Here is a 25,633-nt window from a genome sequence, read left to right on the forward strand (position 1 = left end):
TGTCCCGCGATGCCCGCCCACCCCACATCGTCACACCGCCGTGACCAGCGCATCTACACGATCACGCGGACTTTGCAACCGCCCTGCCAATGTTCCGGCCCGATCCGCCGAACTCCCCTATTCCACCGGCTGTTTCCAGCCTCTTTCCCGGGTGCTGTCAGCGGGCTCCCGGTGTCGTCGCGCACGCCGCCGGGAGCCGGACGTTCAACGGCCGCCGGCGCTGGGCTCCGCGGTCCCGGTCCTGGCTTCCGCCTCATCGGTGGAGGCAGTGGTGGCCCCGGCCGCAGAGGTGTCCGCGACCCGGGGCCGGGAGCGCATCACCAGACAGGCGGCCGAACCGAGCAGCAGCACAGCGACGGGCAGCAGCAGTACGCTGCCGGCCGCGTCCGCAAGGCCGCCGTGCAGGGCGGGCGCGGCCTCGCCGGGCGCGAGTTCGGAGCCGGCCGAGGTTTCGGATCCCGGTAGTTCGGCCGCGATCCGCATCTGGAGCAGGACACCGACCGCCGCACTGCCGACGACACAGCCCACCTGACGCAGCTGGTTGTAGATGCCGGAGGCGGCACCCATCAGCTCGGGCCGGACGCCGCTGGTCGCCACGTGCGCGAGCGGCGCGAACGAGGCGCCCGAGCCGAGACCCATGACGAACAGCGCAAGACCCAGCCACCAGGTACTCGCCCCCGATTCCATGGCCGTCGCGAGCATCACAAGACCCAGCGCGAACACCAGGAAGCCGCCGAGCACCACCCACTTGCCGCCGAACCGATCCGAGAGCATGCCCGCGAATGGCCCGGCCGCGCCGCTGGCCACCGCCGCCGGTAGCATCAGCGCCCCCGCCTGCTGCGGCGAGAGCTCCATCACCGACTGCAGATACAGCATGATCGGCAGGGACATGCCGGTGACGGCGAAGCCGACGCAGGCCGCTGCCACGACGGCCGCGCTGAAGTTCCGCTGCCGGAAGAGCCCGAGCGGCATCAGCGGCTCGCGGGTGTTGCGGCGCTGCCAGACCACGAAGGCGATCAGCAGCAGCACGCCGGCCGCCAGAATGACCGGGACGGTCACGGGCCCGGCGACCGAGCCCCAGGCGTAGTGTTGACCGTTCTGCAGCCCGAACACCAGGGTGAGCAAGCCGAGTCCGGAGAGCACCGTGCCCAGCGCGTCGAAGCGGCGGCCGACCCGCTGCCGGTTGTCCGGCAGCAGGAACACCGTCATGACGAGACCGGCGAGGCCGACCGGCACATTCACCAGGAAGATCCACTCCCAGCCGTGCGAGCCCACCAGGAACCCGCCGAGCAGCGGCCCGACAGCCGAGGCCAGACCAGCGACCGCGCCCCACACACCCAGCGCGGCACCGATGCGGTGCGGCGGGAACAGCGTGGTCACGAGCGCCATCGTCTGCGGCGCCATCATCGCCGCGCCGAATCCCTGCGCGGCCCGAGCCACGATCAGCATCTCGGCGCTTCCGGCGGCCCCGCACCAGAGCGAGGCCGCCGTGAAGACCACCATTCCGGCCTGGAACATCTGCTTGCGCCCCAGCCGGTCCCCGAGCCTCCCGGAGACCAGCAGCGGAACGGCGTAGGTGAGGAGGTAAACGCTGTTCACCCAGGCCATCTGGTTCAGATCGGCGTCCAGGTCGGCCAGCATGCCGGGGATGGCGACATTGACGATCGTCATGTCCATCATGATCAGAAAAAAACCGACGCAGACCGGCACGAGGGCCGCCCACGGGTTCACTTGCTTCTCGGGAGTCGTCATGACTGCTTCCTCATCGATCGAGGCCTTGCCACTCGTACGGAGTTCGGGGGATACAGGGTTCGGGGAAGTCGGGGACGGGTGGTCACTCGGTGGCGAGGATCTCGAGGTCGCGGGCGATGGCCTCCCACGAGGCGGCGGTGGCCCGGGCCACCGCCGCTATCCGCGTCGCCTGGTGGGCCGGTACGCGCCGTACGATCTCTGCCTCGCCCCGGCTGATGACGTGCGTCTCCAGCCATCGCACCACCGCGCGCGCCTCGTTGCTGTAGCGCACAGCCGGGTCCCGACGGAGCGACTCCAGTACGGTGCCGAGCTCGATGGGCTGCGCTCGAGCAGTACGAGGACGCCGGCGCAGCCCCGGCGAACTGCCTCCGGTTGCCGACGCGTTCACCGTCCCCGGGCCGTGCGTCGCCGCGGCGCCCACCGTCGTCCGCACGGCGCAGGCGGACACCTGCGCGGCTGCCGAGGCAGACGCGGGGGCAGGGGCAGCGGCCACGGCGCCCGGGGGCAGCGGGTTCTCGCCGCGGCGCCACCGCTCCCGCACATCCCGGGCCGTCTCCACGGAAACCCCGGCCGCACCGGCGATCTCCCGGAGCGGCACGTCCCCGCCCCGCTGTAAGAGCACGTCCCAGCAGCGCAGCCGCCCCTCGGCCGGGTTCAGCGCCCGGGCCTTGCCGTCGCTGCCGATTCGGACCCCGCCCCCGGCCTCCGCCTGACCGCCGCTTCCGGCCGCGCGGGAGCGGCGCAGAACGCCGACCGTCTTGTCGGACAGTCCCGTCCGTACGGCAATGGTCCGGTCGGACCACTGGGGATGGCTGCGAAGGATCCAGCGGGCCGCATCCTTCCGGTCGGCGAGGGTCAGCGGCAGCCCGTGCCGGATGTTCGCCTCGACGGTGTGCAGAAAGGCCTCTGCCTCCGTGCCGTCGAACCAGACGACGTCGATGGTCTCCCGGCCCTGGCGGCGGGCAGCGTGCAGCCGGTGCGTGCCGTCGACCACCCGCATGCTCGGGCGATGCACGACGATCGGCGGCAGCGAATCGGCAGCCTCGGCCAGCACCGCCACATGTTCCTGGTCGACGCCAGAGCGCCTGGGTGAGGCCCCGTCCAGCAGGTCGTCCACCGGTACGGGCACCGTGCCCGGGGAGTGCGGCCGCGCCACGGCGTCTGCACCGGGGGCGGCAACGGTATCGACAGCCATTTCTTCTCCTTCGGTCAGGAACGCAGATCAAGGTTGTGCCGTTGGCAGAGAGTTGGCATGCCGGAGGGACGGCGCAGAATCCGCGCGGGTCCGCCCGGTCTGCTCCGCTACGGCATGGCCTGAATGTCGGTCACCAGATCGGCCTGTGCCTACCCGAGGCGGGTCACCCGGGTACGGCGGTGGTCAGCGACCACGCGACGGCTTCGCCGCGCAGCGCGGCGATGACGTACTGCTGGTATGAGAGGGTCTTATCAAGTTGTTGGTTGTGCTGGTCGGTGGCCGTGAGATGATCTTCGGGGTGATCGTCTCGGGGAGGGGCCTGTCCGTGGATGCCGCAGTGCCGTCGTACCGGGGCTACCGGTATCCGGGCGAGGTGATCGCGCACTGCGTGTGGCTGTACCACCGGTTCCCGCTGAGCCTGCGGGACGTCGAAGAGCTCATGCTCGAGCGCGGTCTGATCCTCATCGGGTAACTCCAGCCACCCCACAGCACTTCAGCCTGCCCCAACTCACCCGCCACACCCACAACTTGACAAGGCCCCCTCTTGAGGTTCGCCCCCATGGGTGAAGACCATAGACAGGACAGACCACTGTTGCAACAAGCTGCGCCTGTGTTGCAAGATACTGCAAGATGATGAGGAGGATGATGCACGCTAACCAGCCGGCCGCCGGGGAAGCATCACAGTCGTTCCTCGACCACCAGGCCCATGCGGCGAAGGCCGCGATCGCTGTGCGGCTGCGGCACGTCCGGCAGCACCACCCGGAGGGCCCTTTCAGCCTGGCCAAACTCGCCGAGTTGTCCGGGGTCTCCAAGCGCACACTGGCCTCGGCGGAGTCCGCCGAGGGGACGAACCTCACTATCGAGACTTTGGTGAAGGTCGCTCACAGTCTCGGCATCCAGCGCTGCGCCTATTTCCTTGACGAGCATGTATTCCAGCAGATCAATAATGAGTTGGAGGCGCTCAAGGGGCTGAATCGGCAAAAGTTTCAGGGGCTCACCCTGCGAACGTCTCACCCGACCCCCCATCACACCGATGCCGATCAGCTCTCGCAGCTTCTGAGCGGGATCATCGACGCCGCGGCCCAGGCTCGCGATACCCTGCACGGCGCACCGCTGACTGAAAACGAGGTGAAGAGTCGTTCCAGCGGTGCGTAGATATCTGTGCGAGACAGTTGACTCTCTGGGCCCTACGGCGCTGGCGGTCCTGGGAACTTGGACAGGGCCGGGTTTCTTCCAGCGTCGCGAGACGTCGCGCCACGTTTCCGGAATGCCGTATCAGGTGCGGTGGGAGGGAGCAGATTCCGGTACTCGCTCCAAAGAACAGACCGACAGAAGGCTGGTTCTGAAGCATGCACCGAGTAGACGTTTTCTACAGGTGTCCAATTGGGGAGCAAGGTTACGCTATGACCGCACGGCAGACCCGCAAGCGGTGCCAGGCGTTCGTCAACACACTCGAACTGCCCAGACCGTTCTCCGTGGATGCACTTGTCTGCGAGTTATCCGCGCGTCGAGGCCGACCAATCCGGATTCACACCGTGCCGATCAGCGCCGCGACCAACGCATGCGGCCTGTGGGTCTCCACCGACGTCAGCGATGACATCTACGTCGAGAAGAAGACCACCCAGTTCCACCAGGAACACATCATTCTCCACGAGATCGGCCATATCCTGTGGAATCACAGTATCACCGACCAGGAAACCCACAGTGCACTCAGCACGCTCTTCCCCAACCTCAGCCCAGATATGGTCGGTCGACTCCTAGCGCGCACCAACTACACCACTGAGCAAGAGCAGGAAGCTGAGCTCATGGCTAGTCTGATCCACGCCACCGCGAAGAAACTCGTTCGCCCGCTGTCGACCGGAGTGTGCGGCGAAATCGAAGCCGCCCTGGGAATTCGCAGGTAGGAGACATAGGCAATCATTCTCTCTGCGAGCTGGGTTCCCGTGTGGAACTCCCCAGCGCACTTCCCCCACGTGATCATTAACGGCCGACGTTACATGAACTAAGACCGCATTGGGATACAAGGATGCCTGAGCTGATCCGCTTGGTATTGCTCTACTTATGCTGGGTGGTTGTTATCGTCCGCGTTTCTGCTTTGCGGTCGAGGGAACAACGTCCGCTATGGTTTGCGCTGCTCATGCTGGCCCTAGGCATGACAATGCTGCAGGAACCAGCAAAACGAGCAGTCCAACACCTCACTGATCTTCCGCATATCGCAAATCTGGTGTCGAGCCTCATGGCGGTCGGAGTTGCGACTACCATCTTGACATTCGTCGCACGAGCCTACCTGGCAGGCAGGTCGCCCCGCACCCCGTTCAGACGGTCCCATTTAATCTCCTGCGGAATGACGCTCGGGATCATGATCGTAATGTTCTCGATCGTCACGATCCAACGAATTCCCACGAGGGACCGATTCCTCCCCATTCCCGGAACATTCACAGTACACAGCATCTACTGGGCAACCTACCTGACGTACATGCTGATCGTCACCGGCATCACGTCGGCCCTGCTCGCCATAATCCTGTGGACGGTCCGCTCGCGGCTTGTACGAATACCGGTAACCCTTCTGGCGATCGCCACCAGTGCATTCATGGTCTTTCTCGGTAGCCGAGTAGTAGCCGTATTCACCTACTCGACCAAGCCCATTGAGTACGGCACATACATATCATCGGCCCACACCGTAGGCGTCGCCCTGGGCTGCTCGATAGCAGCTTTCACACCTATAATTCAAGGATTTGCTTCATGGCGCAAGGCCAATACGCTTTATCCCATGTGGAAGGCCTTGTGCACCGCCCTACCGCATATTGCGCTCTATCCTCCCCGCTCTCGACTCGTCGACGCGCTCCTGCCGCACGACAGTCAGTTGCGGCTGCACCGCCGACTCGTCGAGATCCGTGACGGACTACTGATCATGCGCGGCTGGGCCAGCCCGGTCGACATCGAACGCATACTGGCAGTGATGGCCGAAGAGGAGGTCCCCCGTGACCAATCCGAGGCCGTGGTGACAGCGTGCTGGCTCAAGGTGGCGTTGGCGGCACACCAGGCAGGCCTGCCACATGCACAGCACACACTCGACCTAGCCCGCCAAGGCGGGAGCGATGGGGATTCCGAACTCGACTGGCTCCGTAAAGTAGCCAACGTCTGGTCGACACCCCTGGTAGAGCGCTGTGTGTCCGCAGTCAACACTCACCGCCCACAAGGAGAAAGGGCCTGAGGGGGCATGGACCGTCCTGGTGTCAGCCCCCGCTTGGTGACCCATCCGTCCACAGCCCGCGAACGATCACGCCGGTCAACCCCACTTGAACTGGGCTGGTAACACCGATGACCTGCGTCAGACTGTCATCGGTACCCGGTGCGAGGTGAGGCCAGGCAGGGCGCGCCCGTACGGCCGTTGATACTCCGTCACAACAGCCACTGTCCTCCCCGGCCCTGCCGACAAGCCCTGGCGTCGCACTGCCTTATGGACTCACCGCGTGCACGAGTGCCGCCGTTCCGCGCCGGGCCGTTGATGCACCGGGCAGGGGTCATGAAGTATCGTGACGGCGCTGGCAGTACCGAACCGTCAGGTCCCCGCGATCGCGGCGTGCCCTCGTGCCGCCGGGCGAGGCACCGGCCGTCGGGGCCCAGCCCGCCGGCACACCACTGAGGACGAGGACGCCGACACACTCATGAACGCGCAATTAAGGACCGATGCGTACAGCACGGGCCCGTTCAGCATGGACGAGCTCACCGAGCGGGACCGGCTGCTGCTCTTGGAGCAGACCAAGGACCCCGCAACGATCCACGCCCTGGAGTCGCTTCCCCTGCTCGAGACGTGGCGATGCCTCGAGATCGGCGCCGGTGCAGGATCGATCGCCCACTGGCTCGGCGAGAGGTGCCCACAGGGCCACGTCATCGCCGCCGACATCGACACCCGGAACCTGGATCCACACCGTTCACCCAACGTCGAGGGCCAGGAAGTCGACATCTCCACGCACACGTTCGCCCCGTCCTCCTTCGACCTGATCCACGCACGGGCCGTTCTCTGCCACCTCCCAGCCCGGGACGAGATCCTCGCGCGCGCCCTCGAGTGGCTCGCCCCCGGCGGCTGGCTGCTCGTGGAAGACGTCTACACCCTCCCCGTGGGCTCCAGCCCCTACACGGCCATGAACCACTACGCCGCGGCCGCCCGCCACGCCGCACAGGCACGGGGCGCAGACATGCAATGGGGCAGCAAAATCCCCGGCATCCTGGCCACACTCGGATTCGGCAACGTCACCGCAGAATCCCAGCTCCGCCTCGTGGGCACGGGTGGAGCCCTGGATGACCTCTGGCGCATCAATCTCCAGCAGGCCGGAAGGCATCTCGTCCGCGACGGGCACCTCGCCCAGAATGACCTCGACGCATGCCTGGCACTCCTCGACGACCCGAACTTCACCGACATCCGGTACATCGGCATCACCGCCAGGGGCCAAAAACTCCCGGCGTAGCCCGCGGGACATGAGGTGGCAGGAGGTAACTGATCAGTACGAGCCGAGGACGCTCTGGTTGATGCGGCAGCGGCTCGCATCGCACTGAGCAGGAGGCTGCGGGTGGGGCAGATATCCACACCGACGCCGTAGAACTTCGCGACCGCTGCGAACGCCGCGGTGACCTGACCGCTGGAGGGGTAGCAGACCGTGGACATGCGGTCGAACTGCCACCTGTGGGTGACCCCGCCCATCGTGTGTACCACTTGGCCGAGAGCCTGGACCAGGTGCGGGAAATCCTCCCGCTCAGCCAGGGCCGCCCGCCAGCGGCCCGAATACGGCAGGGCATCGGCCAGCAGGTGGGCATGTTCACCAACGCCCCACTCCACAGGCGGAATTGGCGGCTCCAGTCAGTCGAACTGGAGCTCCTCGACCGATTGAAGCCCTCACCACCGGGTGAGAACAATCAAGACTCCGGGGTGGCAGGGCATGGGCGCCCTCCTCGCCTACAAGGTCGCCCGCAATCTCCTGAGCTTGTTCTGAACCGCCCCGGGTTCGGTAGAGAGCTCAGATGGTGGTTGTGACCTGGGGTTTCGTGGTTGCTTGGTAGTGGCTGGCTTCGTATTCGGCGGGCGGGATGTGGCCGAGCTCACCGTGGAGGCGGCTGTGGTTGTACCAGTCGACCCACTCGGCGGTGGCCAGCTCGACCTGCGACAGCGTCTTCCACGGCCGCCGGGGCTTGATCACCTCGGTCTTGAACAGGCCGATCGTGGACTCCATGAGCGCGTTGTCATACGCGTCCCCGACTGAGCCGATCGAGGCTGCGATGCCGGCCGCGTCCAGGTGCTCGGCGAGCGTGAACGATGTGTACTGCGAGCCCGCGTCGGAGTGGTGTATCAGCTCTCCTGCGCCGGGTCGGTGGCCGTCGCGGTCGCGCTGCCACAGTGCCATCTCCAGTGCGTCCAGGACGAGTTGGGTGTGTTTGGTGGTGGCTGCGGCCCAGCCGACGATGCGGCGGGAGAAGGTGTCCACGACGAAGGCGACGTAGACGGTGCCACTCCAGGCGGCCACGTGGGTGAAGTCCGCGACCCAGGTGCGGTTCGGGGCCTTCGCGACGAAGTCGCGGTCGAGCAGGTCCGGCGCCCGCGCGGCCGTCGGCTCCGGGATGGTGGTGATGACCTTCTTGCCGCGGACGGCGCCGGCGATGCCCAGCTCGCGCATCAGCCGCTCGACGGTGCAGCGGGCCACCGCGTGGCCCTGGCGGTGCAGTTGCCGCCAGACCTTCCGGGCACCATAGACACGGTAGTTGGCCTCGTAGGCCTCGGTGATCAGCTCCTTTGTCACCTCGTCGCGCACCGCGCGGGCGGAGGGCTTCTCCTGACGCTTCTTCGCCGCGTAGTAGGTGGAGGGGGCGATGCTGACACCGTGCGCGGACAGCACGGTGCAGATCGGCTCGACGCCGCCGAAGCGGTCCCGGTGCTCGTCGACGAACGCTACGAGCGTGTGTGTGGCCGGTCGAGCTCGGCCGCGAAGAAAGTCGACGCGGCCTTGAGGATCTCGTTCGCCCGCTTCAGCTCGGCGATCTCCTTCTTCAGGGCCTTGATCTGTGCGGCCTCCTCGGTGGTCGTCCCTGGCTGCCTGCCCGAGTCGATCTCGTCCTGCTTGACCCATTTGCGCAGCGTCTCGCGTGAGCCGATGCCCAGCTTCTGCATCACCGCGTTCATCGCGGCGGTCTCGGTCGGGTAGTCACCGCGGATCTCCGCGACCATGCGCACCGCACGCTTGCGGAGCTCGGGCGGGTAGGAGGAGGGACGTGCCATGACTCTGATCCTTACATGGAATCGAGCCTCCACATCACCCGGGGCGGTTCATTCCGCTTTGGCGGACACCATCGGTGTGGTGGTCAGGCCGCGAGTGCGGTCTCGTATTCGGCTGGACTGCGGTAGCCGAGGCTTCTTCTTCCCCATGCTCTCCATGATGGACATCCTCCCGGGGCAGAACCCCTAATCTCGGATGTCCGTCAAAGCGGATCAAGCCCAGTCCATCCAGCGGGTACCGCACGAGGAGTAGCCAGACGTTGCCTCAGCGACAGTGCGACGGCCGATACGGCGACCGCGCAGCTTTCGGGCTATGTGCACCGCGCCCACGATGCCGTTCTGGCCGACGCTGTTGCGCATGCCTTCGAAGGGCAGAGCGCATTGGTCCTCGTCTCCGGTGCGTCATCGACCGGGAAGACCCGCGCATGTTGGGAGGCTGTGCAGCCTCTGGCCGCCGAGAACTGGCTTCTATGGCATCCGTTCGATCCGACCCATGCGGAGGCTGCACTCAGTGACCTGGAGCGGGTTGGTCCGCGTACCGTGGTGTGGCTGAACGAGGCTCAGCGCTACTTCGGGGACGAACGTTTTGGGGAGCGCATCGCTGCCGCCCTGCACACATTGTTGACGGATCCGATGCGTGCGCCAGTCCTCGTGTTGGGAACGCTCTGGCCGGAGTACACCGCGCGCTACACCGCCATGCCGGACCCGGGCTCGCTGGATACGTTCGCGCGGACCCGTGAACTCTTGGCCGGTCGTATCGTGACGGTCCCGGATCGATTTGATGCGGCCGCGCTGGATGAAGCTCGACGGCTCGCGGACGGGGCGACACCTTCCTGGCAAGTGCCCTGGCGCGAGTCACAGACGGACAGGTGACCCAAGATCTCGCCGGAGCCCCCGAACTGCTGCGTCGGTATCTCGGCGCCAGTCCGGCCGCTCGGAGCTTGCTCCACGCTGCCATAGACGCCCGCCGACTGGGGGCATGCCTGAATCTTCCGCTGACCTTCCTCGTTCAGGGGGCCGAGGATTATTTGTCGGATGCAGAGTGGGACTCGCTGACCGAGGACTGGGCGGAACGGGCCCTCGCCGAAGTCACTAGCCCAGTGCACGGCCATCTTGCTCCCCTGAGGCAGGTATGCCCCCGTTCTCAACGGGGGCATACGCAACAGGCAACTGCACCCGTTCCCTCCAGCCCGCAGCCCGTCTACCGGCTTGCGGACTACATCGAGCAGCATGGTCGGCACGATCGTTGGAAGCTTTGCCCGCCGGAGCCATTCTGGCGGGCAGCCCACGACTGCCTACACCATGACGACGATCTCATTCAGCTCGCGCGGGCTGCCGAAGAGCGGTGGCGGCTGAAGTGGGCGACCAGGCTGTACACGCGAGTTGCTGCAGCGCGGCCAAAGGCCACCGCAGCGCTTGTGGCCATCCGTACGTGGATGCGGGACTGGCAGGGGGCCGAGAGGTTCGCTCTCACTGCGAGTGAAGCCGGCGACATGCTGCCCCTGCATGCCCTGGTTCTTGCCCGAGAACGTAGCGGAGATTCGGCTGCCGCAGAGACTCTGGCGCGGAGCGCGGCCGGGAGAGGCGAATTCGAGGCCGCGCGTCGTCTGGCTGATCGCCGACGCGCTAAGGGCGACCGTACTGGTGCGGAGAGACTAACTGCACTTGTGGGTGGGGAAGAGTCTGAGCCCGTCGAGGTCAATGGAGTCCGTCCGAATCCAAAGGACAAAGCACGCGACCGCGCCGAGGCAGCATTGTTCGTGGAGCTCCTAGCGACCGGGGCCGATAGCAGTGTTACCGAGCATCTAGCGCGCCAAGCCGCGGAACGAGGTCATCTCCTACCTCTGATGCTGCTGGTTGACTTGCGGCAAGAGGCAGGAGACCTTGCCGCGGCGGAAGATCTGGCCTTGGCGGTGCCTCCCGAGGCCCGCCAACTTCCCTTACAACGTTTGGTCGATCTCCGTGAAGATGCGGGGGACCGCCAGGGCGCTGAGAGAATCGCCCTTGCCACGCTCGACACTCCCCCGTCAGTCCTGCCCTCGTTGCTCGTCCAACGCCGAGAAGGAGCAGGAGATTACGAGGGTGCCGAACGCCTGGCTCATCAGGCAGCGCGCGTCGGAGACCCCACTGCCCTCGCAATGCTGATCGATGTCCGGCAGAGGTCAGGTGATCACGACGCAGCGGAGCGGTGTGCCCGAGAAGCGCCCCATTCCATTCGAGTAGCCGTGACCATGATGCTGGCGCAAAAGTATGGCGAAGGCGGAGAAGCCGATCGGGCAGAGCGTCTGCTTCAGACCTGCGGGAATGCTGATCCCAATCTGATCCTGCTGGCTGCGACTTGGCGGTGGGAGGCAGGCGACCTGGCAGGTGCTGAGCGCGTTCTGCTGGAGGCAATCGAGCGTCGTAATGCGGTAGCGATCCGCCTGCTGGCTGAACTACGAGAGCAGTCTGGGCAGACGGAGGCGGCTCGGCGCCTGTATCGGGAGGCGGCAGACGCCGGTAGCGCCACCGTCTGGCTTTCAGGTCTATCCAAGGAACAAATCCGTTGGCCTGGAAGCTTGGCTTATCCGAAGACGTGGCTATAGGGCCTAGAAGCTGACGGCTCACCCGCTGGGTCCTGGGGCGGCGATATCTCCCATTCCTAGGCAGTGTCCGATGGGTCGCGGGACTGTTGCGTCAGTGTCGTTCCCAGGGCCGGTCCGGAGGGTCAAGGCATTCCGAACGAGCCTCACCCCCCAGACCCAGTACCACCTGACATCTGCCCGGTACGCGAGCCCGGTGCACCGCCGGGCGCAGTGTGCCGGCGACGCGTGGTGGAGCTGAGTGCTGGTCGTCCGCTGGCCCCGGCGGAGTTCGGGTGGGACTGCGGGCGCCGGTCGTGTCTGAGGCGACGTCGGCCTGAGCGAGTGCTACCCAGGAGCCTCCAGTACCGGCCATGAGGAGAGTGTGGGGTGTCCAGCATCGAGGACCGAGTAAAGAAGATCACATCCGAGCGTCTGGGTGCCGACATCAGCGAGTGCACGAACAGCGCCTCGTTCATCGTCGACCTTGGAGCGAACCCGGAGGAGAACGAAGACCTCGACGAGCTCTACCTGGAGCTGGCGGAGGAGTTCGAGGTCGAGTTCCCCGAAGACGCCGCCGAGAAGATCACGACGGTCGGTGCGGCGATCGACTACCTGAAGCAGCAGGGTGCTCGGTGAATGCTCGTCCCTCGGCCCCGGCAGGCCGCTGACCCCGGCCGCTGGCCCCTAGGTTTCCCCGGCACCGGCCGGCCCGGCACTGCAGAGGCGGTGTGGGGTCACCGGGTGTCCGGTCCCTTCGGGACAGGGGTGGCCTGGCTGAACGTGCCTGAGTGATACGGCTCGTGAGCCACCCTGCACACGTGCTTCCCCGTCTGCGGCCACAGCGCCTCTCGCGCAACCTGACACGGAGGCCCACGCGTGTCGCCTGTGGGGTCCGCTCCAACGCAGCGGACCCCTGTGGGTCGGGTTCAGGCTGTCGGGCCCATGGCCAGGGGCTGAACAGTTACCGGCTCACTGGCAAGGTCCGTAGACCACCCGTGATCCGTTCCCCGTTCGTCGACAGCATCACGCACGGTGCGTGCACACGCAGTCCTGGTAGGCGCCGGGGCAGTTGTTCCGCTTAGGCTGGCCTCATCGGTCGGCTCGGCGGAGCTGTACTCGGAGCGTGGCGCCGGCGATCGGGCATGGGGATGCCGCCGTCTGCGGCGGACTACCAGCACTCCGGTGGTCGTGGCGGTCACCAGCCTGGTGGTCTCGCCGTGCCCATAGCCTTGGTGACCCTGATCTCGATGACTACGCGTTCAGGGTTGGGCCGTGGCTGCTTGTATCGCTGGGCGTAGCGCGCTTCGGCGTCTGCGACCGATTGCAGGTCGTCTCTGATGACAGCGGTTCCCTCCAGCGTCGACCAACGACGTCCCTCGGCCTGGCTGACCGCGACGGCGACGTCCGGCCCGCCGGCGAGGACGTTGCGCACCTTTTTGCTGGTGCGGCTGCTGATGACGCGGGCAATGCGAGTCTCCGGGTCGTACGTCACTCCGACCGGGACGAGGTGCGGGGTGCCGTCGGGCCGCGGTGTGCTGAGGAAGCAGATGCGGCGTTCCTGCCAGAAATCCAGCTCGGTGTCGGACTGTGAAGGACGTGGTGCTGCCATACGGCCATCTTGCCTGGCAGCGCCCACGCGGTTGACCAAGGGGCAGCGTGCGCGACTTACTGTGGCGCAGGGAAGAGCGTCTGGGACTCCAGCTCGATGATCTCGAAATTGTGGGCCGGCAGGGACCCCCGGACTACCCTGCCTACCGTCGTCAGCTTGGGCTGTACGGATTTGCGGCAGAAGGGCTGGAGACCTTCCGAAACCTGGACCAAGGGCCGCTCGAATGCGCCGAAGACGTCGAGTCGCTGCGTTTCATCGAGCATTCGCACTACGTGAGGATGCTGCCCGTGGTCGACAGCGGCGTCGCCGTGGACACCCCCGAGGACCTCGTCCGTGCGTGCTTTCTCCTGGAACAGGAACAGCCCAGGTCCGTCCTCTGAGACGACGGACCTGGGCTTGGTGGGATCAGATCTCGTCGACCGGGTGCCAGATGTACGGCACGTTCTTCGGGTCGGCTTGGTACTCGTCGCGGTGTATCTCCTCCAGCACCTCGATGCGTCGGCGCAGTTGGGCGACCAGGCCCTGGACGCGTTCGACCGCCTCGATGGAATCGGCCGGGAGGATGGCCCGGGTGAGGACTTTGTACTCGTCCTTGGCGCCGTCTACGTGGATGGCCTGGGGCATGCGGACGATGATGGTGTAGGGCTCGACCTCGGCGATGCCCCAGCGATCGTCGTCCTGCCGCGTCGCCCAGATGACTGTCCGCGTGGACGGGGAGTAGGCAAGCCGGGAGTCGTGTCCGATGAACTTGCTGAGGATGGGCAGCTCCGCGCGGTCGTCTCCCGCCAGCGCCATGGCTTCGTCCGCTGAGGCGACGGTGATGTGTTGGGAGAGGCGGCGGGCGATACGGCGGCGGAGCGCCTGGCCGGCGTCAGACGCCGTGGGCAGTGGCGCGAGGGGATGGCCGGCGTCCGTGCCGCAGGCTTCAGCGCCGTCCTCGCCGCGGGTCCAGGTGATGACCGTCAGGCGGCAGTCTGGGAGGCTCGCGGGGTAAAGGACATGGCTGACAAGTTCGGCGGTCTCCCAGTTCATCGCCGGGATCGTCATGCGATAGGTCGCGCCGTCCCGGTTCTCGGCGATCTCGGTGCTGGAGTCCCAGATCTTGCGGACCTCGTCGTCCTCGCGCAGCTCGTTGATCAGCTGGGCGAGTTCGGGGTTGTCCGGGTGCCGGGGAATGGCGAACTTGAGCAGCTTGATGTACTCGGCCGCGTGACGGGCCCAGTCGTGGAACTGAGTGCGGGCCTCGCGAGAGAGCAGGGCCCAGCGCATGAGGTTGGGCTTGTCCTCCAGTACCCAGGGCCACCACTCTGCCATTGCGGCGTTATAGCCGATGACGTTCCAGGTGGCGTCGGTCAGGTACGTGGGGCTGGGCATCTGCTTGTCGATGAGCAGCTGCAGCGCGCGGCGGGTGGGGGAGTCGCCGGCGGGCGACGGGCTGGCGATGGCGCCGCCGTGGCCGTAGAGGACCAGGGCTTGCAGTTCGTCGCGGCCCAGCATGAGGACCTTGCCGAGCCCCTCGCACAGCTGGCGATCCAGACGGACCGTGGCGCCGTTCTCCAGGTCGCGGTACCAGCGTGTGGAGCGGTGCAGGGCGGATGCGACGTCCTTCTGGGTGAGCGGCTTGCCCAGCCGTTCACTCGCGGCGGCTCTCCACGCCCGCAGCAGACCAGCCAGCCCCATCAGCTGGCCGGGGGTGAGCGGCGAGGCGTCGTCGCGCTCTGCCGATGCCGTATTGCGGCTCAGGAGCATTTTCTCGTCTCCATGCTTGAGTCCGCCGTCGGCGATGCTCATTCGAAACCTCTCTGACTTCACTTGGCGTGCCTGCGGTGACGCCCCGAGCGCGGGCACGGAAAAGGGGGCCGGCCACTGGCAGGCCCCCACATAGATCTTTTGTCCCCATCGACGATACGTAACTCATAATTGATCTTGGCTCCTCCTCTTGATCGAATATCGAGGAATCGTGAGCCAGGCCACAAGAATCGCCGAGATTGATTCAACTTCTGACTTTGCCGCCCAGGGCAAGCCGTAATCTACGGGCGTGATCCGGACATTACTGGCGGAAAATTATTTCCCCTCCGGGTGAGGGGCAATAAATTGCCTCTCCCTCTTTTCTTGCTTGTGTCGACCCTGCGACCAAGTGGCAAACGTCAAGCTGATTCGGCCTCGTGCGGCTGAATCGCCTTGTATGTCAGGTGAGTTGGAGGGGGCTTTGGTGCCTGGAGGGCTTCTTCGGCCTCCTGTCGTCTATGTCCATTTGTGTGGGTTTGTCGACGCGTTGACTAGGGTCAAAGGGCCGGGCTTAAATCCTCTAAGAGCGCTGCTTTGGACTATCGCTTGTGGCGCTGAGCAGTGAGGAGAGTCGAAGTGAATGGTGCGCCGAGGAGAATCTTCGAAGTCCTGCGCGCTACTCCACGCATAGTGGTGGCGACTCTTTGCACAGTGGCGGATCCCACCTCTCTCCCGCCGACAGCAGGGGACCGCTAGAAGCTCGAACATCTCGCCGTTTGCACGGTGCAGAGGTTCAGGAGTGGATCTTGCGAGGGTGTCCGCATATGTTGCTGGTCGCTCGGCGAAGCCGCCGGGCCGCACTAGCCGCGAGGGAGGACTCAGGAGTACCCCCCCGCGCCAAGTGCGCGCAGTTCTAGGGGAAATGGAACCGGCGCCCAGGAGTTAGCAGCTCCTGAGCGCCGGACCGCCACCCCGAAGGGCGCGGATTCATAACTGGAGCGGGTCGGCTGGCCTTTTCGACGAGAACGGCCGCCCCGTCCCACCTACGATTAAGGGATTCTTGCATGCCCAAGTACCGGAGCGAAAGTGCGCTCCTGGAGCAGACGCCCAAGGCTGATGTATCTGCAATCGGCGTTCGCCAATACCGTCTTGCCCGCCTGCTTGCAGACATGGTGCCCGGAGCAGCCACCGTCCGCGTCTCGCAGCACCAGCCCGGCCAGAATTGGCCCAGCCTCTACGCCCGTGCGTACGACGCCGGGCGGCAGCTCATATCCCTTAACCGAGCCCAGCGTGTGACGGTCGCTCGCTGGGTGATCCGTGCTCACCCAGACGTGCACTGGGACGAGACGTACGACCTCGACCTGGCCACCGGCACCCTCCGTCGCGCTGCCGCTGCACACACCTCAACGGGCGGGGGCCGCTGATCATGGCCAGGATCCGCACCTTCAAGCCCGAATTCTTCACCAGCGAGTCGCTCGCCGAGGTGAGCGTTCATGCTGAGCGGACCTTCGCCGGCCTCTTCACCCTGGCCGACGATCACGGCCGCTACCGCGACCATCCGGCCATCATCGCCGGCCGGCTCTGGCCGCTGCGCGCCGAGCACACCGCGGTGCACGTCGAGGACGACCTCCAGCAGCTGGCCGATGCGGGGCTGATCTGCCGGTACACCGGCTGCAACGGCCGCCAGTACCTCCACATCGTCACCTGGTTCGAGCACCAGAAGATCGACAAGCCGTCGCAGACCCGCATCCCGGCCTGCCCGGACCACCACGCCACTCAACGCTGCGGGGGCTGCAAGGGCACCTGCACCGTGTTCACCGAAGGTCAGGCGAACACTCCCCGAGGACTCCCCGAAGCCTCGGCGAAGGCTCCCCGAACCCTCGACCGGCCGTCGAAGACCCCCGTGACGCCTCCCGCCACGCGATCCGTGAGTACGAGCGCCCAGCAGGCGACGCTCGACGGCACCGTCGATGCGCCCAAGCGAACTGCGAAGAAAACCGCAGGTCACAAGCCTGTCAGGGAGGACTCCCCGAAGGCTCCCCGAAACCTCCCCGAGGGCTCGGCGCCTGGATCTAGGATCTTGGATCCTGGATCTACTAATCCTTCGGGGCGCACAGCGCCCGCAGCCACACCCTCCCCGCAGGATCTCGTCGGCGAGTACGTCGCTGCTTGCCAAGAGCGTCCACCGGGTGACGTGATCGGCCACCTCGGGCGCATCGTCAAAAAGCTTCTGGGCGAGGGCATCTCGCCGGTGTCTGTAGGCCGCCGAGTTCGTTCGGGGCCGGGGCGGTGGGAGTGGGCTGCAGGCCAGGTGGCATGGGATGTCCGGCCTGGGCGACGAAGTTTGATGGTTCGTCGGAATTCCTGAAGCTCTGCCAGTAATCTCGACTTAGTCGTTGTCTCGATGAACTGAGTGGCCCATGGCACTGGCAGTCGTCCGGAACATCTCCTCGGCTCGTGCACTGCCGACGCAGCGCGACATCGAGGACTTCGAGCAAGAGATCGTTGATCAGTTTGCCTTGTCCATGGCCGCGGCCAACCTCACCGACAGCCACATCGGTAATGCGCGGGCGGCCATTTTCGAGTTCGCGCGGACTCTGAACGGCCCGCTGTGGACTGCGTCGTGCGACGACGCCGACCGCTTCCTGACGGGGCTGCGGCTGGAGGGCCGGGCCCACAGCACGCGGGTCGGCAAGGCCGGGATGCTGGCCTACTTCTACGACTTCGTGATCAGCCGGTACCAGGGCGACATCCACGCCTTGACCGGCTCCGTGGTCCAGCAGCCGATCGACGAGTACAACCGCCCCAGCAGCCCGGTCTTCGCGAACGTGCGGATCCCGCCCTCCGACGCGGAAGTCGACCAGCTCTTCGGGCAGTGGCGGACGTCGGTTTCCGAGGCCCGCAAGTACCTGCCGGCCGCCCGGAACTACTTCGCGGCCTCGCTGTGGCGCCGCTTGGGGCTGCGGATCAACGAGGCACGCATGCTCGACATCCGCGACTGGCGCCCTGACCTGGGCACGTTCGGCAAGCTCCACGTCCGCCACGGCAAAGGCAGCCGTGGCCGGGGGCCCAAGCCACGGCTCGTCCCGGCGATCAACGGCGCTGACCGCCTCATCGACTGGTGGCTCACCGACGTACGCCACCAGTTTGGACCCGACTGGTCCCACCCCGACGCCCCGCTGCTGCCCAGCGAACGGCACGACGAGCTCACCGGGCACTGCACGCGGATCAACCACAGTTCCCTGCGGGCCGGCCTGGCAAGCGCCACCGAACTGTGGCTGCCGGCCTGGGCGGGAAGGCTCACGCCCCATGTCCTGCGGCACTACTGCGCCTCCTCGCTCTACGGGGACGGGATGGATCTGAAGGCCCTGCAAGAACTCCTCGGACACGAGTGGCTGTCCACGACCACCCGCTACATCAAGCCTCGGGAATTGCATCTAACGGGCGAGAAACCGCAGGTCGCCAGTTCACGGCAAGAGGTTGAGGGACTCCAACGCTACTACCAACTAACAGCCTGATCAGGGAAGTTGCCCACACCATCCCATCTGATGCATGATCTGCCCTCCAGAAGGGAGGGTCTGGAGTGGTGCATCAGCGCAAGGTGGCCCTGGCTGGGGCAGCTCATCTGGAGCTCGTTTCCGGGGTCGTCCAGTTGCGTCCTGAGGACGCGATGTTCGACGCGATGCTGCGGGGTTGGCGGGCTCAGCAGAAGTCGCGGGGGCTGCAGGACGAGACGGTTGACGACCGGGAACGGCTGGTCCGCCGGTTCTTCGAGTTCACGAATGAGTACCCGTGGCAGTGGACACCGGGTCACATGGATGAGTGGTCGGCCTCGTTGACTGGTGAGAAGCATCTGGCGCCGTCCACGATCCGCAGCTACCAGGGCGATGTTCGCCTGTTCACCGAGTTTCTCATCGATGCCCGCTACGGATGGGGGCCAGCTTGCGAGGAAGCCTTCGGCACCGGGCCGGTGGCGATCGCTCATGAGTGGAACACCCTCCCGCACCTGCAGGACTATGAGGGTGACCCGGAGGCGAGGCCGTTCACCCGCGAAGAGCTGCAGCGTTTCCTCGACTACGCCGACGACCAGGTCGATCGTGCCGTGAAGTCCAAGCGCAAGGGAGCCCTCGCTGCCTACCGCGACGCCACCCTCTTCAAGGTCATCTACGGCTGGGGACTTCGGCGGACCGAGACGTCCAAGCTGGATGTGGTCGACTTCGGGCGAAACCCGAAGGCTCCGCAGTTCGGCCGGTACGGCACGCTCAACGTCCGCTACGGCAAAGCGAAGAAGGGCCAGCCGCCACGGCGCCGGAACGTGCTGTCGGTGATGGACTGGGCCGTCGACGCGGTCGCCGACTACGTCGAGAACGTCCGGCCGCGATTCGGGTTCCCCGATCATCCGGCTCTCTGGATCACCGAACGCGGGGGACGCCTCCAGCCCGGTTCCATCAACGACCGCTTCGAGGCATACAGGGATGCCCTAAAACTCCCAAAAGATCTAGTTCCGCACTCAATCAGACATTCTTACGTCACGCATCTGACCGAGGACGGGGTCGACCGGCGCTTCATCCAGCAGCAAGTCGGCCACGAGTGTGACAGCTCCACGGCCATCTACACGCACGTCAGCGACGACTTCGTGAACACTGCCCTGAGCAAGGCCCTGGCCCCGGCGTTCGCCGGCGTCTGACGAGGAAGGACCGACATGAACGAAGCAGTCAAAACCGAGGTTCTAGCGGAACTCGACACGCTGCGGCGCGTGAGCGGTGTCGTCGCCGGCCACGCCGACCTGGTGCGCGAGTACTCGGCGGATGGCTCGGAGTGCCGGATCGTCTTCGCCGACCTGGCGGACGGCGAGGTCGTGGAACTGGTCCGCGGAGAGCGGGAGCTCGCCCGGTCCGGCGGCTACACCCTGGAGTGGAAAGTCTACGGCCACGACAGGCAGCAGGGCCTGGCTGCCGCGCTCGAAGCAGCGGGCTTCGAGCCCGACGAGGAGGAGCAGGTGCTGATGCTCCCGGTCGCCGAGGCATCATCGGCCCTCTTCGACACCTCGGGCTACGAGGTGCGGCAGGTGACCGATGGCGCCGAGCTCGACGACTACGCCGAGATCTCCCGCCAGATCGGTCGGCGTAACGCGGACGAGGAGCATCGGCAGCTGGCTCCGCTGCTCGAAGAGCAGCCTGACGCGATGAGCGTGCACATCGCCTGTGCCCAGGGCGAGCCGGTCTCCTGCGGACGGGTCTACTTCCAGGCTGGCAGCCCGTTCGCCGAGCTGGCGGGCGCCCGGACCAAGACGACCCACCGTCGACAGGGCTTCTTCACTGCAGTGGTCGGCTCCCGGCTGCGGCAGGCCAGGGAACGCGGCTGCAGGCTGCTGGTCACCGATGCGCTGCCCACCTCCGAACCAATCCTGCGCAAGCGCGGCTTCGAGGTGGTCACCTTCACCCGGCCGTACATCTTCGAGCCGGACAACTGAGCGCCTTGGTGCGCCGTCCGGAAGACGCGGCCCCGGCGGAAGTCGGCTCGGAGGACCGGGCCCGGGACTCGCGGGCCGACGAGAGGGAGGAACTCGATCATGGTCGCCAAGCTCGACTACCGCTGGCACCTACGCAAGGTGATGGCGGACCGCGGGATGTTCTCCACCACCGACCTCATCCCGCCGCTGAAGGAACGCGGCATCTCGCTGTCGTCAAGCCAGGTCTACCGGCTCGTGGTCGAGCGGCCCGAACGGCTGAGCCTGAAGATCCTCATGGCCCTGCTCGACATCCTGGATTGCACGATGGACGACCTCATCGAGCCGATCGCCGCGGCTGGCACAGTGAGGAAGCCGAAGAAGGCCGCCGCGGGCGGCAGCGAGACACCCGCAGAGGGGCTCGGCGGCCTGCGCCCAAAGCGAGCCAGGATCAGGGGTGTTGACCACCCGTGACTGCCCCGGACCATGACAGCCGCGCTGTCACCGACCCAATCAGCCTGGCCACTGACCTGATCACGCGAGTTGAGAAGGAACTTGGCCCCGAGACGATCCGGGCTGTGGTCACCGCAGTCGCCGGCGGACGGGCCAAGTCCCGCATGCTCGCCGCCGCGCTGGCCCGCCGCCCAGCGGTCTTGAACGACGGCCGGTCCCCGGCCCCCCGGGCCGTCGGCGACCTGCTTATCGCCCTACGCAAGGCCGGGGCCCAGGCGACCTCGCCACCGGTCTGCGCCGAGTGCGGCAAACACCTGCGCACGCTCCAACGCCGCGGCCAGGACTGGTACTGCGGAGTCTGCGGGCCCACTACGTTCGAACCCTGCACCGGTTGCGGAAAGACCCGACGCGTCTCCACACGAGACCGGGCCGGGAGACCACGCTGCGTGAGGTGTCGCGACATCGACGGACGGGACCCCCTTGCGGTGATTCGCGGCGTGATCGCCGGACTGGACCCGCATGCCGACCCGGACGTGGTCGCCGACGTGGTCCGCCACTCGGCACTGCGGCCCGCCAACCAGCAGAAGATCGCCTGGGCTCTGGAGGCCGACCCCTCGCTGCTGACCGGCAACGGACACCTCGCGCCGTTCCCCGTGATCCTGCGGCTGATCGACCGGCTCATCGACGCCGGAGTCGCCGGGATCGTCCGGCCTGCCTGTCCCCGCTGCCACAGAGCCGTACGCATCAGCAAGCCCCTCGACGGCCAGCGGGTCTGCCGCAACTGCATCGCCAAGTCCCGCGTCGAGGAATGCGCACGCTGCGGCACCCGCCGTGACCCGGCCACGCGAGACGACCAGGGGCGACCGCTGTGTCCGAACTGCCTGATCACAGACCCGACCAACCTGGAAACCTGCATCGTCTGTGGCCGGCGGCGCCTGGTGAACACGCGGACTCCCGACGGGCCGATCTGCCCCACCTGCCGCCCGCTGCCGACGCTGGTCTGCTCGATCTGCGGCCGCACCGCCCCCTGCACCCTTTCCCGCCTGACCGATCGGCCCCGTTGCGGCGCCTGCGATCAACGTGAAGCCCGCTGCACCGGCTGCGGCTCCTTCCGCCGCGTCCACTCCGGCACCCCTCAGGAACCTGTCTGCGGCCCGTGCACGAAACCGGACGCCGAACTCTGGCGCCCCTGTCCTGTCTGCGGTCAAGCAGAACGACTACGTGCCCCAGGTCCTTGCCGCCGTTGTGTCCTCAAGCATCGGCTCGACGAACTCCTCGTCGGCCCGTCTGGCGCCGTCGCCCCGAAGCTACGAGCCTTGCACGAGGCCCTGGCCAGCACCGAACGGGCGGCAACAGCGATCCACTGGCTGTCCGGCGGCATTGTCTCCACCGTCCTGTCCGACCTGGGATCCGGCCGCCGACCACTGACACACGAGGCCCTGGATGAGCTTCCGGACGGCAAGGTCGTCGAACACATCCGCAGCGTCCTCGTGGCCGCCGGCGCCTTGCCCTCGCGAGACGAGCAGATGATCCGACTCGAACGCGTGGTGAGCGATCTCATCAGCTCCCACTCCACCGCCGAAGGGCGCCAGATCCTCCACCGATACGCGACCTGGCATCTGGTGCGGCGTCTTCGCCACCGCACCAGCGGCGAAGACGTCACTCATGAACAGCTCGTCGTCGTCCGCCAGCACCTCCGGGCAGCTGTCATCCTCCTGGGCTGGCTCGCCGAGCAGGGCCTGACCATCGCCACCTGCCGCCAGGCTGACCTCGAACGGTGGTTGACCAGCGATGACGCCCGCCTTCGCCAGGAGGCTGGGCACTTCGTCCGCTGGGCCCTCGCACGGAAGATCGCCAGCGACCTCAGCTTCCCCGCCGTGAAATGGACCGGCCCCTCCCGGCCCATGGACGACGAGGCCCGCTGGGCCACCGCCCGTCGTCTGCTGCACGACGACTCCATCCGCACCGAAGACCGCCTGGCCGGGCTGCTGTTGCTCCTCTATGCCCAGTGGCCCTCGGCGATCTCCCGGCTGACTGTCGACCACATCGAGGAGACAGGCGGAGCGGTCCGCATCCGCCTCGGCGACGTTCCCATCGACCTGCCCGAACCTGTCGCTGACCTGGCCCTTCAGCAGGTCGCAGTTCGCCGCAGCCATGCCGTTCTTCCCCGCACAGCCTCGCCCTGGCTCTTCCCCGGCGGCCAGCCCGGCCGTCCGATCAGTGCCTGGGCGATGGGAGAACGACTCCGCAAGCTCGGCATCCGTCTCGCCCAGACCCGCTCGACTGCCCTGTTCCAGCTCGCCACCGAGCTGCCCGCCGCGATCCTCGCCCGCACCCTCGGCATCCACATCACCGTCGCCGTCAAGTGGCAGCGGGCTGCCGCCGGAGACTGGGGCGCCTACGCAGCCGAGGTCAGCCGGAGGAACGGCTCGTGAGGCAGGCATTCCGAGAGTTCCAATACCCGAGTGCACCATTACATGTGCACAGCGATCACGTCGAGCGCGCCTGGGTGAGTGCGAACGAGCGGCTCGAAGCGCGCTTGGGAGAGGTGTGAACCCGTGCAGTGGAACCTGCGGCTGAAGGCCGCCGAGCGCGGCATCTGGAAGTCGACCGAGATGCGGCGTCTGCTGGCCGAGGCCGGGTTGGAGATCAGCGCGGGCAAGATGTCGGCGCTGTGGACAGGCACACCGACCTCGATCCGCCTGGACGACCTGGACGTGATCTGCGCGGTCCTGGACTGCGACCCGACCGCGCTACTGATCCGCGAACCGGAGAAGGTCGCCGCCCGCCGGCCGCCCGAGCAGGAGACGGCCACAGCCTCCAATGCGGGTCCGGTCGTCGCCCCGCGGTTCGGCCGTCCACGCTCGCAGCCGCCGCTATGAGCACCCCACCGCCCCCGAAGTGCGCTGCATGCCGGGTCAACCGCGTCGCCTGGACCAAGCCGCGGATGGACTTCTGCTACAGCTGTCTGCCCGGCGGCCCGTTCGTCCCGCCGCCGTGCAGGGCCTGTGGCGGGGCGGACTACTTCAGCCAGGGACGGTGCACTCGCTGCCACCCCGGAGCCCCGCTTCACGTCGGCTCCTGCCGGGGCTGTCTGGCCTGGGGCGTCTACCGCTCGAACAGCTGGCAGTGCTGGAGCTGCCGTTGGTGGTTCACCCACTATCCCGTCGACACATGCGAGTTCTGCGGACGCGAGAGCCGGATCAACGGCCAGGGCGCCTGCCGACTGTGCTGGGAGAACGCCCGCCTTCATCAGCAGCCCGGCCGGGCCCCAACCTTCAGACCGCCAACCAGTACGGACAGCAGCTCTTCTTCGCCAACCTCCAGTACGACAAGACCGGAGCCGCCCGGCGCCGTGCCGCCCGTGCCCGGGAACTGCACCAGAAGCGGCCACCAGCAGTTCCCGAGACCATCACCGGCACGCGCCAGATGCTGCTGTTCCGTATGCCACCTGGCCACGGGGCCATCAAGAACCGTGCGCTGACGGGCGATTCGCGGCTGCTGCGTTACTGCGAGCCCGTCCTGCGCGAGCACGCCGAGCGACACGCGTGGACGCGGCGCCAGACCAACAGCGTCGTCCACACGCTCAAGCTGCTGGACGCCCTGCAGGACTGGCCGGGCGCGAAGATCCTGGTCAGCGACGTCACCGCCAGCATCCGGTACGGCGGCACCCAGACCTCGACGCTGGAGATCCTCGCCGCCGCCGGCCTCCTGGTCGACGACCGGACCACGGCCGTCGAGCGGTACTTCGCGAAGAAGACCACCGGTCTGCCGCAAGAGATGATCGGGCAACTGCAGCTGTGGTTCGACGTCATGCTCAAGGGCAGTGCCACCGTTCCGCGGCGACGTCCCCGCCACGAGCAGACGATCCATCTCCATATCCAGGGCATGGCCCCGATCTGGCGACGATGGGCGGAGCAGGGACATACCTCGCTCGCCGAGATCAGCCGGCAGGACTTCGTCGAGGCGTTGCCGGCCGAGGGAGCCAACCGAGTCTTCGCTGACCAGGGCCTGCGCTCGGTCTTCGCCGTCCTCAAGTCCCGCAAGAAGGTCTTCACCAACCCCACCAGAGGTGTCGCCATAGCCCGGAGCAACACCACCGTCCCCACGCCCCTGGACACGGCGAAGATCCGTGACGCGCTCAACTCGCCCGAGCCAGCCGTGGCCCTGGCCGTCGCGCTGGCCGCCTTCCACGGGCTGACCAGTCCGCAACTCGCTGCGATCCAGCTCACGGACATCAGCGACGGCAAACTCACCCTCGGTGAGAAGACCATCCCGCTCGCCGGGCCGGTCCTGACCCGCCTTACTGCCTACCTCGACCACCGAGCACGGACCTGGCCCAGCACCCTCAATCCCCACCTGATCGTGAACCGCAAGACCGCCCCGCGGACCACGCCGACCAGCAGGCTCTATGCCTGGCGCAACCTTGGCGTGACGCCCCAGGCCCTCCGTGAAGACCGCATACTCCAGGAGATCTTCGCGACTGGCGGCGATGTCCGCCGCATTTGCGACTTCTTCGGCATCGGAATCGACGCAGCCATGCGCTACACCCTGGTCCTCACGCAGGCCGACCCCGAGGGCGACTCCGCGCAGTAGCCGACAGGAACTCAGGACCTCA

23 protein-coding genes are annotated in these 25,633 nt (G+C 66.6%); 18 read left to right on the forward strand and 5 right to left on the reverse strand.

What is annotated here, in order from left to right; all coding sequences use genetic code 11:
• Window positions 1–204: 204 nt before the first annotated feature.
• Both K9S39_RS36115 and K9S39_RS36120 read right to left on the reverse strand, forming a co-directional pair.
• On the reverse strand, window positions 205–1,752 hold the full coding sequence (locus K9S39_RS36115) for a DHA2 family efflux MFS transporter permease subunit (RefSeq protein ID WP_248867541.1): 1,548 nt from the start codon (window positions 1,750–1,752) through the stop codon (window positions 205–207).
• An 82-nt stretch (window positions 1,753–1,834) separates the two neighbouring features.
• Window positions 1,835–2,947: a ParB/RepB/Spo0J family partition protein gene (locus K9S39_RS36120; RefSeq protein WP_248867542.1), complete on the reverse strand. Its 1,113-nt coding sequence runs from the start codon at window positions 2,945–2,947 to the stop codon at window positions 1,835–1,837.
• A gap of 265 nt (window positions 2,948–3,212) precedes the next feature.
• Between K9S39_RS36120 and K9S39_RS36125 the strand changes: the two genes are divergently transcribed.
• The 5 genes from K9S39_RS36125 to K9S39_RS36145 all read left to right on the forward strand — a co-directional run bounded on the left by K9S39_RS36125 (window position 3,213) and on the right by K9S39_RS36145 (window position 7,416).
• Entirely contained in the window at window positions 3,213–3,419 is a 207-nt protein-coding gene (locus K9S39_RS36125) for a hypothetical protein (protein WP_454896537.1), read from the forward strand.
• Window positions 3,420–3,589: 170 nt separating this feature from the next.
• Window positions 3,590–4,102 carry a helix-turn-helix domain-containing protein gene (locus tag K9S39_RS36130; protein ID WP_248867543.1) on the forward strand — a complete coding sequence of 171 codons (513 nt, stop codon included), beginning with the start codon at window positions 3,590–3,592 and terminating at the stop codon, window positions 4,100–4,102.
• 248 nt (window positions 4,103–4,350) lie between these two features.
• Window positions 4,351–4,851: a hypothetical protein gene (locus K9S39_RS36135; protein ID WP_248867544.1), complete on the forward strand. Its 501-nt coding sequence runs from the start codon at window positions 4,351–4,353 to the stop codon at window positions 4,849–4,851.
• Window positions 4,852–4,973: 122 nt separating this feature from the next.
• A complete protein-coding gene (locus tag K9S39_RS36140; RefSeq protein ID WP_248867545.1) occupies window positions 4,974–6,161 on the forward strand; it encodes an MAB_1171c family putative transporter in 1,188 nt (395 codons plus the stop codon).
• A 454-nt stretch (window positions 6,162–6,615) separates the two neighbouring features.
• The gene (locus tag K9S39_RS36145; protein WP_109893298.1) at window positions 6,616–7,416 is read left to right on the forward strand and encodes a class I SAM-dependent methyltransferase; all 801 of its coding nucleotides are present in this window, start codon (window positions 6,616–6,618) and stop codon (window positions 7,414–7,416) included.
• 546 nt (window positions 7,417–7,962) lie between these two features.
• Here the strand turns inward: K9S39_RS36145 and K9S39_RS36150 are convergent.
• Window positions 7,963–9,215, reverse strand: a protein-coding gene (locus K9S39_RS36150) for an IS3 family transposase (protein WP_248861262.1) whose coding sequence is annotated in 2 segments (ribosomal slippage) — window positions 7,963–8,933 and window positions 8,933–9,215 — 1,254 coding nt in all. Because the reading frame shifts where the segments join, the coding sequence is not laid out codon by codon here.
• 312 nt (window positions 9,216–9,527) lie between these two features.
• Between K9S39_RS36150 and K9S39_RS36155 the strand changes: the two genes are divergently transcribed.
• The 3 genes from K9S39_RS36155 to K9S39_RS36165 all read left to right on the forward strand — a co-directional run bounded on the left by K9S39_RS36155 (window position 9,528) and on the right by K9S39_RS36165 (window position 12,412).
• Window positions 9,528–10,085, forward strand: a complete 558-nt coding sequence (locus K9S39_RS36155) for an ATP-binding protein (RefSeq protein ID WP_248867546.1) — start codon at window positions 9,528–9,530, stop codon at window positions 10,083–10,085.
• 974 nt (window positions 10,086–11,059) lie between these two features.
• On the forward strand, window positions 11,060–11,797 hold the full coding sequence (locus K9S39_RS36160; protein WP_248867547.1) for a tetratricopeptide repeat protein: 738 nt from the start codon (window positions 11,060–11,062) through the stop codon (window positions 11,795–11,797).
• 366 nt (window positions 11,798–12,163) lie between these two features.
• Window positions 12,164–12,412, forward strand: coding sequence for an acyl carrier protein (locus tag K9S39_RS36165; RefSeq protein ID WP_248867548.1), 249 nt, complete (start codon window positions 12,164–12,166; stop codon window positions 12,410–12,412).
• Between the two features lie 559 nt (window positions 12,413–12,971).
• Here K9S39_RS36165 and K9S39_RS36170 read toward each other — a convergent pair.
• Entirely contained in the window at window positions 12,972–13,385 is a 414-nt protein-coding gene (locus tag K9S39_RS36170; RefSeq protein ID WP_248867549.1) for a pyridoxamine 5'-phosphate oxidase family protein, read from the reverse strand.
• A 47-nt stretch (window positions 13,386–13,432) separates the two neighbouring features.
• Between K9S39_RS36170 and K9S39_RS36175 the strand changes: the two genes are divergently transcribed.
• Complete coding sequence (locus tag K9S39_RS36175) at window positions 13,433–13,765, forward strand: glycosyltransferase family protein (RefSeq protein WP_248867550.1); 333 nt, start codon at window positions 13,433–13,435, stop codon at window positions 13,763–13,765.
• A 25-nt stretch (window positions 13,766–13,790) separates the two neighbouring features.
• On the opposite strand, the gene K9S39_RS36180 is transcribed toward K9S39_RS36175, so the two are convergent.
• Entirely contained in the window at window positions 13,791–15,176 is a 1,386-nt protein-coding gene (locus K9S39_RS36180) for a helix-turn-helix transcriptional regulator (protein ID WP_248867551.1), read from the reverse strand.
• 1,106 nt (window positions 15,177–16,282) lie between these two features.
• Between K9S39_RS36180 and K9S39_RS36185 the strand changes: the two genes are divergently transcribed.
• The 9 genes from K9S39_RS36185 (at window position 16,283) to K9S39_RS36225 (ending at window position 25,611) form a co-directional block, all read left to right on the forward strand.
• A complete protein-coding gene (locus tag K9S39_RS36185) occupies window positions 16,283–16,537 on the forward strand; it encodes a hypothetical protein (protein WP_248867552.1) in 255 nt (84 codons plus the stop codon).
• A 2-nt stretch (window positions 16,538–16,539) separates the two neighbouring features.
• A complete protein-coding gene (locus tag K9S39_RS36190) occupies window positions 16,540–17,481 on the forward strand; it encodes a hypothetical protein (RefSeq protein WP_248867553.1) in 942 nt (313 codons plus the stop codon).
• Window positions 17,482–17,533: 52 nt separating this feature from the next.
• The gene (locus tag K9S39_RS36195) at window positions 17,534–18,631 is read left to right on the forward strand and encodes a tyrosine-type recombinase/integrase (RefSeq protein WP_248867554.1); all 1,098 of its coding nucleotides are present in this window, start codon (window positions 17,534–17,536) and stop codon (window positions 18,629–18,631) included.
• Window positions 18,632–18,696: 65 nt separating this feature from the next.
• Window positions 18,697–19,800, forward strand: coding sequence for a tyrosine-type recombinase/integrase (locus K9S39_RS36200; RefSeq protein WP_248861903.1), 1,104 nt, complete (start codon window positions 18,697–18,699; stop codon window positions 19,798–19,800).
• Window positions 19,801–19,815: 15 nt separating this feature from the next.
• Window positions 19,816–20,586 (forward strand): GNAT family N-acetyltransferase, encoded by a 771-nt coding sequence (locus tag K9S39_RS36205; RefSeq protein WP_248861904.1) that lies wholly within the window; start codon window positions 19,816–19,818, stop codon window positions 20,584–20,586.
• A gap of 99 nt (window positions 20,587–20,685) precedes the next feature.
• Entirely contained in the window at window positions 20,686–21,036 is a 351-nt protein-coding gene (locus K9S39_RS36210; protein ID WP_248861905.1) for a helix-turn-helix domain-containing protein, read from the forward strand.
• A 104-nt stretch (window positions 21,037–21,140) separates the two neighbouring features.
• The gene (locus K9S39_RS36215) at window positions 21,141–23,450 is read left to right on the forward strand and encodes a site-specific integrase (protein WP_248861906.1); all 2,310 of its coding nucleotides are present in this window, start codon (window positions 21,141–21,143) and stop codon (window positions 23,448–23,450) included.
• A 123-nt stretch (window positions 23,451–23,573) separates the two neighbouring features.
• A complete protein-coding gene (locus tag K9S39_RS36220) occupies window positions 23,574–23,897 on the forward strand; it encodes a helix-turn-helix domain-containing protein (protein WP_248867555.1) in 324 nt (107 codons plus the stop codon).
• A 346-nt stretch (window positions 23,898–24,243) separates the two neighbouring features.
• Entirely contained in the window at window positions 24,244–25,611 is a 1,368-nt protein-coding gene (locus tag K9S39_RS36225) for a hypothetical protein (protein ID WP_248867556.1), read from the forward strand.
• Window positions 25,612–25,633: the final 22 nt, after the last annotated feature.

The sequence above is a fragment of the Streptomyces halobius genome, from assembly GCF_023277745.1.
Lineage (GTDB): Bacteria > Actinomycetota > Actinomycetes > Streptomycetales > Streptomycetaceae > Streptomyces > Streptomyces halobius.